The sequence below is a fragment of the Phocaeicola sp. RTP21198st1_B8_RTP21198_201120 genome (assembly GCF_040929485.1).
Lineage (GTDB): Bacteria > Bacteroidota > Bacteroidia > Bacteroidales > Bacteroidaceae > Phocaeicola > Phocaeicola dorei.
This window is the reverse complement of record NZ_JBCOCI010000016.1, coordinates 57514-71991: the sequence shown is the minus strand read 5'-3', so window position 1 is coordinate 71991 and position 14478 is coordinate 57514. Positions and strand designations below refer to the sequence as shown.

Here is a 14478-nt window from a genome sequence, read left to right as displayed (position 1 = left end):
ATTATCTGCAAATTCAGTAATGAGAGGACGTGTAAACGCAATAAGGACGTTCAAGGGCTTAGTTGCGGATTTGAGGAATAAGAAGAAATCTGTAATGACAACTGGTGGAACAAAAGTATTTTCTACAAAAGTAGATGGATCAAAAGTGATAAAACCATTTATACTACCTAAATAGATACGTCCCATCTTATCTTTATACCCAGACTGATAATTAAACTGGTTACTTAGCAATCCGTTTGCTGTAGTATAAACTCGTTTATCATCTGTTTCCGGATTGAAACAAACCAAACCATTATTAGTTGTCAACCATAAATTCCCCCGATTATCCTCTACCATCCGATAAATGATATTACTAGGAAAACCTTTCGACATATCAAAACGAGTAAAGCTTTCATTTTCCGGATTAAAACGGCAAAAACCCGCCCCTTGTGTCATAAACCATAACCGCTTACGACTATCTTCACAAATACTGATTACTTTATCATAAGGTAATGAAGTGGAATCGTTCTTGTGAAAAATAAAATTCTTCCATTCTTTCTTATTCACATCATAACGAAAAACACCGTTAGAATAAGTTGCCAGCCACAAATTCCCATTAAAATCCTCCAATATTTTATAAACAAACATATTAGCTAGTTCCGGCATCCTAGTAAAATCATCTGTATCACGATTATATCGCAGCAATCCAGATGTAGTGCCAATCCATAAGTCACCAGATGTAGTTTTACAAATAGAGAATACATTATTGGCATCCAAAGAATTTGGGCTTATACCTTTTTGATAGTGTCTTACTTGCTTCGTAAGCAAATCAATACGGCTTAAACCTCCGGAAAAAGTGCCTACCCACAAATCATCACCGTCCAAACATAAACCATGAACATTTTGATAAATAGAAGGATGTGAGAATTCTTCAATCTTTCCACTTTCCGGATAAAAATGAAATAATCCCTTATCTTCAGTACCAATCCAAACAGTACCATCATTACTTTCACAGAATTCACGTACCCTACGCCCAAAATTTTTAATATCATCACGAGGGTAGAATTTTTCAAAATAAGTCCATTGACGCGGATAGTAATTGACCCCGCCAAAATAAGATCCGATCCACATTCCTCCCTCATTATCACGGCATATAGAATAAATAGCATTATCGGCTAAAGCATAAGAATCATTCCCGTTTGAAACAGTGAGATGAGCTATTTCACCTTTTTCCAAATCATAAATATATAGCCCCGACTCCGTACCTACCCATAATTCCTTATCCGATTTAAAGCCTAAATCACGCACATAATAATTCAACAAACGCCTTACCCGCCCTGTTGTCAGATTAATTTCAGTCAAACCATTAGAAGAACCGATATACCAACAATTATGGGGACCCATAATCCAAGTATTAATGATATCATCTTTAAAAGGCTCTTTTCCTTCAGAATCCTGAAAGGGAAACAATGTCTTAAAATTATCTTTTGTATAATATAGGTTGTCGTCATATAAACTGACCCAACATAGTTTTTCCTCAAACCAAAAACGCGTAACATTGGCCAATTGGTTCTTACGCTTATCTCTATGCAGACAATTAATTAACCGATCTTGCACACGATCAAAATGAAACAATCCTTGATAATCCACGGAAATCCATATATCACTATCTTCATCACTTTCAATACGAGTCACAGCACGACTAATCATATCACCTGTGTCACTAACTCTATCAAATACTGTAAAGTCTTCTAATAAAGGATTATACACATAAACGCCTGCATCTGTTCCAACCCAAATATTTCCTTCTTTATCCTCATGAAGTGCAGTGATAAAATTATTTCCTAAAGCAGAATTCTCTTTTTTGAAAATACGAAAACTCAGGCCATCAAAACGATTCAAACCATCTTTTGTTCCAAACCACATGAAACCTTGTTTATCTTGCAAAATAGCGTTCACCGTGTTTTGCGAGAGTCCGTCTTGAATATCCAATGTTTTGAAATAATATCGGATATTACTTTGAGAGTAAAGAGTAAATGCATATAAAAAAAGAAGTCCTATTATGAATATTCTTTTCATAGTATATCAATTTAGTTTAGAGAGTACAAAATTAAAGATTAAATTCTCCATATCAATAATTATCCGGAAAAAGTCCCAAAAGAACCAGTGTTTGCCCTCACCGCTTCTTTCAGGACTCTTCCTCTCTGAATCTTATTTATCCCAAATGTTATATTCCACAATTCCTTCTACCTTAACATACATTATTTATGTACCGAAAACTTGTAAATACAATGACTTTGATATTTTTCTCCTGGTCTCACTACTGCCGTAGGCCAGTCTGCCTTATTAGGTGTATCGGGATATTTTTGCGTTTCCAAGCACACAGAGGCCCGAAAATTATATATTGTATTTTTTTTACCCGTCAATGTCCCATCTAGAAAATTACCACAATAAACCTGAATACCCGGCTCGTCAGTATAAACATTGAGTACAATCCCCGTAACAGGTGACTCCAATGTGGCACAAACTTGATGAATATCCCCCTTAGTATTCAATACCCAATTATGATCAATGCCATTCCCATATCTTAATTGTTCAAAATCTTGATTAATACGAGTTCCAATGACAGCAGGAAGTCTGAAATCCATAGGAGTACCCTCAACCGGAACAATTTCTCCAGTCGTCATAAAAGTACTGTCAACAGGAGTATAATAATCCGCGTTCAAAGTCAATAAATAATCAGAATTATCTTTTGACGGATCTCCATCTAAATTAAAATAAGAATGATTGGTCATGTTTACAACAGTCGGTTTATCCGTTTCTGCTTCATACTGAATATCAATAGCATTATCGTCCGTCAATTTCATTATAACAGTACAATTCAAATTTCCAGGAAAACCCTCTTCACCATTTTTAGACAAGTAAGTCAGTTTCACCTCTCTGTCACTCACTTGAATACCTCTATAAATACGATATTGAAATCCTTGAGGACCTCCATGCAAACAATGTCCGTAATTGTTTCGAGGCAATTGGTATACTATCCCATCCAATGAAAAACGTCCCTGATTTATACGGTTGGCATAACGCCCTATACTTGCTCCAAAATCCGACGGATATTTGATATAGTCCTGTATGGAATCAAAACCCAATACTACATCCCTCATTATTCCATCTTTATCAGGAACCATAACAGAAACAATACGACCGCCATAGTTAGTGATACAAACTTCCATCTTATTTTTATTCTTCAATACAAACAGATCAGTTTTCTCACCATTTATCTCCGTTTGAAAACGACTTTTACTTAAACCGGATTCAGTCAAGACCTCATCATTTTTATAAGAAGTACATGCAGTCATAAGGACTGCACATACCCAAAAGAACAGCTTATTCATATTCCTTACTTTAATGATTTACAGATACGTGCGTTGGCTTCTCTCACTCGTTTTTCATCTACTTTAATCACCTTACGATCATAAGTCATCAGTCCGTTCACTTCCACCTCCACATCCGTAGTCTGAGTATAAACAGCCACCGAGAATCCCCTGGTTATCAGGTCATAAAGCATATCTGTATATTTTATATACTCATCAGTTACTTCTTTGGAAGAATTAAACTGTATATATCCCCAGTTACGATCCGGTTCCCAGATATGATTTTTCACTACCCAACCGATACCACCGTACTCTCCCAAAACATTCGCTCGCTGGGCATCATACAGATACATTTCGGGAGCAGGATAATTATGCAAGTCAAGCATATCGCCACAAGTATAATGGTTACCTCCACTTGCAGGATTTACCAGACGGGTCGGATCATATTCTTTAGTCCATTCTGCAATTTCCGGAGTCTTGAATTGCCCCCATGCCTCATTGAACGGAACCCATGTTCCGATACATGGATAAGAATACAAGCAATCCATAATTTCTTTCCATTCTTTACGGTAACAAGCCTCAGAAACCGCCGAACGCTTTTTTTCCGTACCTTCAAAATATTTGCGGTTCTGCCACTCCGGATTACGATCACCGCTAGGCATATCCTGCCACACAATAATTCCCAATTGATCACAATGAGTATACCAACGGGCCGGTTCCACTTTAATATGTTTACGTATCATATTGAATCCTAAGTCTTTAGTCTTTTGTATATCATATACTAAAGCCTCATCAGTGGGAGCGGTATACAATCCATCAGGCCACCATCCCTGATCCAATGGTCCGAACTGGAACAAAGGTTGGTTATTCAGTTCTAAACGTACAATTCCATTAGCATCACGTTTCGTAGAGTATTTGCGCATAGCTGCATAACTGTTCACCTGATCCAATATTTTATTATCGCTTTTCAACGTAACCTTTAAAGTATACAAAAAAGGAAAATCAGGGCTCCATAATTTAGCATCTCCCGGCATAGATATGACCACAGCTTCATCATTAATACTTTTCCCAGTGGCAACCAACTGATTGCCGTCATATACGTTTACTTCAATCAGATCGGAAGGTGCCCTCATATTCAAATGGGCTTTTACAGTCAGTAAGTGTTGATCAATATCCGGTGTGATTCGAAGTTCTTCAATATGCCTGGCAGTAACCGGTTCCAGCCAAACAGTCTGCCAAATGCCAGTCACAGGAGTATACCAAATACCCTCCGGATTATTCACCTGTTTACCTCTAGGCTGATACCCTTCATCCGTAGGGTCCCAAACTTTTACTACTAATCTATTATTTCCCTTACCAGACAACGCTGCAGTGATATCAAAAGAAAACGGAGTAAAACCACCAGTATGACTACCAACCTTCACATCATTTACCCAAATATCTGCTTTCCAGTCCACAGCACCGAAATGAAGTAATACATTTTTATTTTTCCAAGCAACAGGCACTTCAAATGAACGGGAATACCATAATTCCTTTTTTGCACCGACTCTTTGTCCCACACCTGATAAAGAAGATTCCACTGCAAAAGGTACCAAAATCTGCCCGTCAAAATGCGCCGGAACATTTCCTCCCAAATCGGTGATAGCATACTCCCACAAACCATTCAAGTTCTTCCATTCATTACGTTCCATTATAGGACGTGGATATTCAGGCAATACGGCAGAGGTATTTATTTTATTTGCCCACTGTGTTTTGATCTTGTCACCAGCCGGTTTCCACTGCGCACATACTTCCGTAGTCAAAAAGGCTAACAACAGAGATAAGATAAGAAAATTCTTCATAATAGTGTAATTTAATGTTTTTCTCAGTATGGCAAAGATAGAAGCAATATGCTTTAAAGGATAGAACAATTCTTCCAATAATTAAAATAATCCGCTCAAATCCTCCATTTCAACGGCAGAGTGATCTAATTATTCTATCTTCTATGTATAATCTTACAAGCCATTTCCATACAGAATAGACTAAAAAACAAATGATACCTACTCATCACGAGCAAGTATCATCTAAATTAAAATCTAAATTCTCTACGAGAATAAGGTGGTCTCGCCTTAAATCTGAACACAAGCATCCAACGAGACCTCCTAAAAGTATTGTACGCTTACAATACTTATACGTTTTGATCCTTTTATGTCTATTTTATCAATAAATTTCTTTTCTGAATAATGGTACAAAGATAAACTTTTAACCTATCCGACAGAGAATAAGTTCTCTAAAAGGAAAACATTAGAGAAATATGGGTCATGCATTAGATTTATTTAAAAAATAAATACAATACGGAATACCACTACCTATAATAAAACAATATCATTCCTTCAAAAAGCTCCATATTTCATAAAAGAAAAAACAGTAGACTGGACATTCCCAGCCTACTGCTTTATTTGTTAAAAAACACATTTCTTTATTTTGCTCCGTTTACAAACTTTTTGACGGTATTATAAAGATCATCTCCACGCAACTCCTTCGCTACAATTTTACCTTCCGGATCTACTAAAATTATATGTGGGAAACCGACAATACAATATGATTCCAACACATCCTTCACATCGTCTTTCCGCAACAGAACCTGATTCCAATAGCTCTTGTCTTCTTCAATAGCCTTTTTCCAATCTTCCTCACGACGGTCTGTAGACACACCATAAATAGTAAATCCTTTATCTTTGAAAGCATTGTACGTCTTCAACAGATAAGGAGTTTCCTTACGGCACCAACTACAACCGGCAAACCAAAAATCGACTAGAACATATTTACCCTTGAAATCGTTCAAACTGACAGAATTTCCTTTCAAATCAATTCCTGTTATAGCAGGAGCAACACTGCCGGTAGCACACTTAGCAAATTTATCCAAACCTTCTTGCATTTTTACATATATACCACTTTGCTTGGACACCTCATCAAAACCGCCTATGAAGTTACGTGCCTCATCAATCTCTTTAACTGTATTAAAAGTATGATTTTGGAAGCGATAGGTATAATAAAGATACAAACCGAAGTATGAGCCTTTATTTTTAGCAATTTCCTCATTTATCAGTTTACGGGTCTGTTCCGAGGCACTCTCATAATAAGGACTGGAAACCTCCCGGATACGCTCCATTTCCTCACGATCTCCTTTTTCACGAGCCGCATAGAACATATGATCCAAAGAATCGAGAACCGTACGATTACCTGCTATATATTTCGCTTCTAGCAAAGCTTCGTATTGCTCCTGCAATGCAGACCCTGTAGCATGTAAACTCAGTTGGTCATACTTATCCTTGCCTAAGGTAAGCTGCATGGATTTGGGTTCCAAAAACAAATTAGCGTATTGCTGTAAATACTCCCCACGCTCCATATTCTGCAAAGAGAAACAATAAAGACCGACTTGTATAGAATCAGTGGGATAAGCAAATCTACCATCGGTAACAGCAATAGATTTAATCAGTTTCACACTACCATAATGCTCATTGTCCACTTGATATAAATAGATAGAATCAGCCTGGATTCCATCAAGACTACCCTCTAAAGACACAGACTTAGACTCATTGCAAGCATTTAACATGCATAAAGAAACGCCTAATAATAGATATTTTTTATAAATCATAAATTTACTATTTATTAAGAACAGAATCAATCAAAGTACCAATCTCTTCACTTGACGGACGTGGAGCGTATGCATTCACAATATTGAAATCCTTGTCAATCAAAATAAAACGAGGAATATACATGATAGCCCAACTTTCTTTTAAAGCAACATCATTGGAATGATATTGAGTCAATTCTTTCTTATGTCCATCCAAGTACCTTAACCAAGGTTTCGTTGTAGTATCTGTAGAAACCGGAAGCAAAACAATATCCTTACCCGCATATTTCTTACCTAAAGCCTCAAATGCCGGAGATTCCTGAATGCAAGGACCACACCAAGTTGCCCATAAATCAATATAAATCACCTTACCCCTAAAATCTGCAAGATGCTTCACATTGCCTTCCACATCCAACATCTCAAAATCAATGGCAGGTTGTCCGGGAAGCAACTTGGAAGCTTGAACAATCTTTCCTTCAATTTCTGTCACGAAATCAGCATTCTTCACTGTTTGCAAAAATGCCTTCGCCTCATTCACAGTCTGTTCAGAAGCTTCATTTCTCAGATTATCAACTATTTTAGCACAAGCATATAATTCCGTAGTACGCGCAGGAATGGAAATATCTTTAAACCAAAGAGAAGCTAATGTAGAATCTTCCTGATAAGACAAAACATCGCGCACCACAGCTACATTCAGCATATCTTCATTCATAATCTCCTTATATAGCGGAGTTACATCCTGAGTTAATGAAACATTAAATTCATTCCATTTAGCCCGCATCTCTTCTTCATTCTTCACTCCGGCAAACATCCTTGAATAACTTGCATAACAGATATAACTATTAATAATATCCGCTTTGATCCGTGCTGTTTCCAGCTTTTTAAATGCATCAGACACATTACTTAACGTATCCAATGTATGCATACGTATAGCGGCCAAGCTGTCAACCAACGCTTTAGTGGATACAAAATCTCCACGCAAGTTACCACCGGCTTCCAGATAAGAACCTCCTTTCGGGAAAAGACGGAACTTCATGTAATTATTGGCTTCGGCTCCGATTCCCGAGAATTCCGCTTCTGTATTTGTCTGAGTTACTTTGATAGTCATGTCATCTCCTGGAGTAAGATACAATGTGTTGCGGCTGATAGTATAATATGTCGGTTCTTTAAGTACAAAAGTAGTATCAAAATGACCGGAAGCATCCGTTTTCAACAAAATATCCCGGCTATCGCCTAGCATAGATGCCGCTCCGTCAAATCTCATACGCACATTCTGGCTACCCATATCAAGCAACTGACCTTTCAAATGAACAGTATTCGCCAATTCTTGCTTAGTTCCACTGTTGCAGGAACCCAGGCAACAGCATAATGCTGCTGTTGCCATCATAATCGTTAATTTTTTCATTAAAATATCTTTTATCTTATGTTAGGAATCATATCAGGATTAAAACGAAGTACAGTGGGTGGAATAGGCAAAATATATTTAGGACTATTGGGTTCCAATTTGTACTCTACACCATTCACCTCATGCACAATAGTCTTTGCAAATTCAGGTTCACGATTCAAACGTTTCAAGTCAATCAAGCGGGTACAGCCAAGCATAGGCATTTCCCGTCTTCTTTCCTCCAAGACTTTTACCAATGCATCCTTGTTATCATTTGCAACCAAAGGTACATTATCAATAATACGACTATCACGCAAGGTGTTAATATATTCCATAGCTTTGTCTTTACTACCTATACGAGCTTCACACTCTGCTGCTATCAGATACATTTCCGGAGTAGACATAGCCATGTTGGCATAAATATAAGGTGCCCAAAGAGGATAATCCAAATCTATTCCACCTAAATATTTCGTAAAATACAACAGATAACGCTGATCCCTTTCCTGATCATACAAGGACGCCAATTCTTCAGAAGCATATGCAGTAGCACTAAATCCAAAAGTCCATGGAGCCAAACGAATATAAATATTTTCCGGATTCTCATCTCCATCCGGAACATCGATCCTACCAATATATTTATCACGATCCACTACTTTATACGGGAAAAGACTCATCAAAGTTGAATTATTCTGTAATGAGATCACCGCATTCTCCAAAGCTTTTTTGTAATCTCCCATATAAAGATACATACGTGCCAACATCCCGTACCCCACCGGCTTAGATGCACGATAGGCATTCAACACCGGTTTTTCCGGTAAATTAGGAGCAGCCTCATCCAGATCTGTCTTAATTTGATCATATACTTCCTGCACTGTAGCGCGCTGCAAATTTGTTTTATTGATATTTTTATCCAACATCAATGGAACGCCAGGATCTGTAGCAGCAGTCGACGGATCGTAATGATTAGCATAAGCATTAACCAAAGTCAAATACTCAAAAGCACGCCCAACCAATGCTTCAGCCCTCAATTGCTTTTTATGTTCTTCAGTATCTTGAGTAGCTCCCATTATATCATCAATAACTACGTTATAATAATAAATACGATTATAGGAGTATTCCCAAAGACCGTCACTCTCTCCTTCTCCAAAGATTTCACTATTAAACGCATATAAATGCTGGTTCGGCAACTCCAGAGAAACAAATCCTCCAGTCATATCATCTTCATAAGGCATGAAAACATCATCTGTCATAAAGTTAGGATATGATTCTGAAGCTTTTAGCAATTGAGCATAATTCAATAAACGTTCATAGTCTTCACTCTTTTCCGGAATTACAATCCCTTTAGGTTGTATATCCAAATAATCATCACATGACATTATAGGTAACGCCAAACATGCACAAAGTAAAAATTTATATAATTTCATATTTATCTATTCAATCATTTAAAAATTAAGGGACAAACCAATTGTATAAGTAGTAGGATTCGGAAGAGTCAATGCTCCCCATCCATACCCCGATGTAGTATACGCTTCCGGATCAATATCTCCGTTAGCAGCCCACCACCACACATTACTAATTTGACAAGTCACTGCGGCCGATTCTATAAAATATTTCCTCAACCAATTCTTTGGCAAATTGTAACTCAATGAGATATCTCTCAATTTGATATAATCTGCCTTTTTTACATGAATGTCTGCCGAATACCATGTCTGAGCATCTGTATAATAAATATTCCTATTGAAAGACGGAGCTACTCCTGGAATATTTTCATCCCCCGGTTTCCTCCAATGGTTTAAAGCCTTACGAGTAAGATTCGCACTCGGTGCACCACCCATATATCCAGCTACAACATCACGTAACACATGACCACCATAATATACAAACATAAATGAAAAATCAAAATCACGATAAGAGAAGAAATTTTTCAATGATGCCGTATACTTTGGAGTACGAGTTCCAGAATACACCATATCATCAATAGAACTTACTTTTGAAACTTTTTCTCCTTCTTTATTATACACCAACACATTCCCATTTGTCGGATTAAGTCCTGCATAACGATAACTAAAGACACTATTAATAGGGTAACCAACAGCTGCTACATTATATGCACTATAATAAAAAACCGTTTCTTTCGTACCTTCTAAATTAGTCAATTCATTTTTATTATAACTAAACATTAAATTTGTCCCCCAAGTAAAATTCTTATTTTGAATATTTACACTCTGTAATGACAATTCTACACCTCTATTAAACATCGAGCCATAATTTTGCAATAAACTTGCCCAACCTAAAGTCGGATCCGCATTACGATTTCCTAACAAGTCCGTCGTTTTCTTATAATAATAATCAATACTACCGCTTAAACGAGAATTGAATACAGAAAAATCAAGCCCCACATTGGTAGAAGCCGTTTTCTCCCAACGAAGTTGAGAATTGGGTGGATTCTTTATATACGAACCAAAATCTCCAACCCAATCATTATATCCGCTATCAACCACAGTCATATACGGTCCTGCATTTTTAGGAACATTACCACCCACACCATAAGTCATACGCAAGTTCAAACGATTCAACCACGTGCAATCTTCCATAAAAGGCTCATTAGCTATCTGCCAACTACCACCAACGGACCACAACGGACGATACTGATATTTAGGATCAGTACCAAATAAATTAGATTGATCGATACGAATACTTCCAGTTAATGAATAACGTTCGTCAAATGTATATGAACCATTAGCATAAAAAGAAACATATCGGTCTTCTGTATGAGTCAATGCATTATATTCACCATAGACCCAATTAAACGACCCCAACAAAGCTTCAGTACCATTAATAGGAGACATAACTAACGGATTTATAGGTTTTACTCCCAAACTATTATCATCATATCCCATATAATAATTCTGCGCACCAGTACGACGCACCAACCGACGTTCAGCACCGCCCAACGCAGATATAGCATGTTTTCCCAATATACGATTAAAGTTCACCTGAGCACGCATTGTATACGAATAAGATTCATAACGACTTTCATCCAATTGGCCACCTTTAGGGACATTCAGTGTAAGGCTTCCTGTTGCCGCATCATATTGAGCTGCATCATTTATCATATTACGCACTTTATATGACATATTACTATATAAAGTACGATTTTTATCATAAGTCCCTTCTGTCTGATATTTTAAATCAATATTAAGACCTTCTAGAATTTTAAATTTCAATCCTGCATGCAAACGATAATAATTGGAATTATTATGATAGCTTTCTTCTGCACGATTCTTTATCGGACTATATGTTTCATCCATCAAACCTATACTTTGCAAACGTTGCAATTCATAATCTGATTTAGTACGTTGAAAATCTAGTGGATTTCCCTGTAAATCCCTTAACATATAATAACTAGGATAACTACTCATCAAGCTGCTATAACTACCTGCTCCATTATCACCCTTTGAACGATAAAAGCTTCCTGTAACTCCAAAATCAGCCGATAACCAATCAAAAAAATCCACATCATCTTTTAGGCTAAATCCAATACGATCTTTACTTTGATACTTTTGATTACCATAATCACCCATATAATTAACAGTAGCCATGTATCGATTTTTATTAGATCCACCAGAAATAGCTAAATTATGCTGATGAACAATACCTACACGCGCAAATTCATCTTCTATTTGTTTACGATTATCATTTGTACGATAAGGTAACAGAGCATCTGCCAATTGACCATCTGTCAGTTGACCTCGTTCATGCTGATACAATAAGCTAACTACCGGATTTACAGCTTGACGCTTATTCAAATTCTCATAAGCCGTATGATAATAATCAAACCCCTCAATCTGCATATCTACCAGCTCGGAACTACTCATCAAATTCAAATAATCAAAATCCGGTTTTGGAGACAACTTAATACTACCATTATAACTTACTTTAGTTTTACCTTCCTGTCCACGTTTAGTTGTAATAACAATTACACCATTAGCCGCACGGGCACCATAAATAGAACTTGCAGCAGCATCCTTCAATACTGTTATATTTTGTACATCTGTAGGATTTATTGATGCTAAATCACCTTCATAAGGCATACCATCAACCACATACAATGGCTTTGTATTTCCCATATAAGTAGTAATACCACGAATAACAACATCATTACTGTTGCTTGAAGTTTTATTTATACCTGCTACCAATCCTTCAATACGTGACAACACATCCGTTTCCAATTTACCCTTCGTACTTTTCTCTGAAATCACAGAATAAGATCCTGTTGCTCGTTCTTTGGACAAAGTCTGATAGCCAGTTACTACAACATCCGCCAGTGCAGTGGCATTAGTTTCCATTTTCACATTCACCACTTTCTTACCAGCTTGTACCTTGACTACTTTATCTGCCATTCCAACAAAAGTAAATGACACTAAATCACCAGGAGTAACCTGCAAACTATACCGACCGTCTATATCGGTTACAGTACCCTGACTTGTACCTCCAATCATAATGGTAGCCCCAATAATACTTTCTCCGGTTTCATCCATAACCACACCTGTCATATAAAAGGGTTCATGTTTTCCGGTTGTTTTCTCAGCCTTTGAAGGTAAAATAAGAATCAAATTTCTTTTTACTTCATATCGTAATGAAGTCTGTTTACAAAAATCGTCCAAAACCGCATTCAAAGAAGTTTTGGTGTAAAATAAACTTACCCGTTTTCCTGAATCAATATTTTCTTCATCGTAAACAAAATGGATCTTTGCTTCCCTTTGCAGTTGATCCAAGGCTGTTCTGATTAAAACATTGTTCACATTGATAGTCACTTTAGTATCCGTTTGGGCAAATGCTTCACCCACCGAACAACAAAATACTATCAATGCAACAAAGCATTTCACCATGAGGCCTTTGCGACAGATAGTTTCGCTCAAAAGTTTTGTACTCATAATTGTTTGTTGATTTATTATTAAAAAAAGTCAATTCTCTCCTATCATTTTACTTTCTCATTCGTGCTTATCTTCAATGTAAATCGTTTCTCCTTCGCGGGTAAAATGTACATTAGACACTCTCTCAATTACTTCAATAGCAAAATTTAACTCTTCATCTCTGAAGATGATACCTGCAAATCTTTTATCTTTCAAAGATTCATTTTTAAAATAGATATCTACATTATACCACCGTGACAGTTGGGCAACAATTTCAGACAAAGACGTATTACGAAACTCATAATTTCCCTTCGCCCAAGAAGTAAATAGATAAGCAGGCACATCACGTGTCACTATATCATCATTATCCAGTTCAATAACCGCTTGTTGGTCAGGATTTAACACAACCGAAACTTTAGCTGTACTTACTTTAATACGCCCTTCTGCAAGAGTTGTATATACCTTATAATCAGGATAAGCAGATATATTAAAACTTGTACCAAGTACCTCCACCGAATGTCTGTTTGTATGAACTATAAAAGGATGTTTAGCATCTTTCGCCACTTCAAAAAAAGCTTCCCCTTCTAGAAATACTTCTCTTTTTTCTCCAACGAAAGAAGTTGGATAACGTAAAAGACTTTCAGCATTCATCCATATCCTTGTTCCATCCGATAAAATCAACTGATATTCCCCTCCTCTTGGAATAGCCAGTGTATTAATCTGAGGAGTTGAAGAAACCTCTTCCACTTTTCTATAAGTCAATAATTGATTGGCATTATTATTGATTACAGTAGAATTTACATTAGAAATAGTACCTTTTTTAACAGACAAGTCCACTTTTTCTCCATTCTCTAAAGTAAGGATAGCCTTGCGGCTGCCTGTTTCCGGAAATGAAATCACAGCAGCCACTACAGCCTCCTTGTTTTGCGTGTTATTGTGGAGAGAGAATATATGACTAATTCCTAAAATAAGAAAAAGAAGAGCCGCTGATGCCGCTACACAATATAAACTGATACGGCGTTTCCTTCTTTTTTCAAGCTTGTATTGCAGGTTTTCCCATGAACGTTCATGATCATATTGACAACGAAATTCTTCTTTTCGCTGCGCTATATAATACTCAAAAGACTTTTTGTTCTTTTTTGGATTCTCTTTGTTCATCGATTACTTTCTTTTAATAAAAGAGAGCCCAAATTAATAAATGGGTGACAG

Annotated in this window: 8 protein-coding genes; all 8 read right to left on the bottom strand. The window is 36.9% G+C overall.

The window, feature by feature from the left end:
- On the bottom strand, positions 1 to 2058 hold a 2058-nt coding region (locus AB5935_RS09145; RefSeq protein ID WP_368327404.1), incomplete at its 3' end, for a two-component regulator propeller domain-containing protein.
- Positions 2059 to 2240: 182 nt separating this feature from the next.
- A complete protein-coding gene (locus tag AB5935_RS09140) occupies positions 2241 to 3374 on the bottom strand; it encodes an aldose epimerase family protein (RefSeq protein ID WP_008652927.1) in 1134 nt (377 codons plus the stop codon).
- A gap of 5 nt (positions 3375 to 3379) precedes the next feature.
- Positions 3380 to 5194 (bottom strand): glycoside hydrolase family 2 protein, encoded by a 1815-nt coding sequence (locus AB5935_RS09135; protein WP_368327403.1) that lies wholly within the window; start codon positions 5192 to 5194, stop codon positions 3380 to 3382.
- Between the two features lie 617 nt (positions 5195 to 5811).
- Positions 5812 to 6990, bottom strand: a complete 1179-nt coding sequence (locus tag AB5935_RS09130) for a TlpA disulfide reductase family protein (protein ID WP_007845545.1) — start codon at positions 6988 to 6990, stop codon at positions 5812 to 5814.
- 7 nt (positions 6991 to 6997) lie between these two features.
- The gene (locus AB5935_RS09125) at positions 6998 to 8374 is read right to left on the bottom strand and encodes a TlpA family protein disulfide reductase (protein WP_368327402.1); all 1377 of its coding nucleotides are present in this window, start codon (positions 8372 to 8374) and stop codon (positions 6998 to 7000) included.
- An 11-nt stretch (positions 8375 to 8385) separates the two neighbouring features.
- Positions 8386 to 9777, bottom strand: a complete 1392-nt coding sequence (locus AB5935_RS09120) for a RagB/SusD family nutrient uptake outer membrane protein (protein WP_007845549.1) — start codon at positions 9775 to 9777, stop codon at positions 8386 to 8388.
- An 18-nt stretch (positions 9778 to 9795) separates the two neighbouring features.
- Positions 9796 to 13290, bottom strand: a complete 3495-nt coding sequence (locus tag AB5935_RS09115; protein ID WP_368327401.1) for a SusC/RagA family TonB-linked outer membrane protein — start codon at positions 13288 to 13290, stop codon at positions 9796 to 9798.
- Between the two features lie 57 nt (positions 13291 to 13347).
- Positions 13348 to 14427 (bottom strand): FecR family protein, encoded by a 1080-nt coding sequence (locus AB5935_RS09110; RefSeq protein WP_007836943.1) that lies wholly within the window; start codon positions 14425 to 14427, stop codon positions 13348 to 13350.
- Positions 14428 to 14478 lie beyond the last annotated feature (51 nt).

Coding starts and splice junctions, on each gene's coding strand:
- AB5935_RS09130 (WP_007845545.1), bottom strand. CDS start 6,990: ATGATTTATAAAAAATATCTATTATTAGGCGTTTCTTTATGCATGTTA.
- AB5935_RS09140 (WP_008652927.1), bottom strand. CDS start 3,374: ATGAATAAGCTGTTCTTTTGGGTATGTGCAGTCCTTATGACTGCATGT.
- AB5935_RS09115 (WP_368327401.1), bottom strand. CDS start 13,290: ATGAGTACAAAACTTTTGAGCGAAACTATCTGTCGCAAAGGCCTCATG.
- AB5935_RS09135 (WP_368327403.1), bottom strand. CDS start 5,194: ATGAAGAATTTTCTTATCTTATCTCTGTTGTTAGCCTTTTTGACTACG.
- AB5935_RS09110 (WP_007836943.1), bottom strand. CDS start 14,427: ATGAACAAAGAGAATCCAAAAAAGAACAAAAAGTCTTTTGAGTATTAT.
- AB5935_RS09120 (WP_007845549.1), bottom strand. CDS start 9,777: ATGAAATTATATAAATTTTTACTTTGTGCATGTTTGGCGTTACCTATA.
- AB5935_RS09125 (WP_368327402.1), bottom strand. CDS start 8,374: ATGAAAAAATTAACGATTATGATGGCAACAGCAGCATTATGCTGTTGC.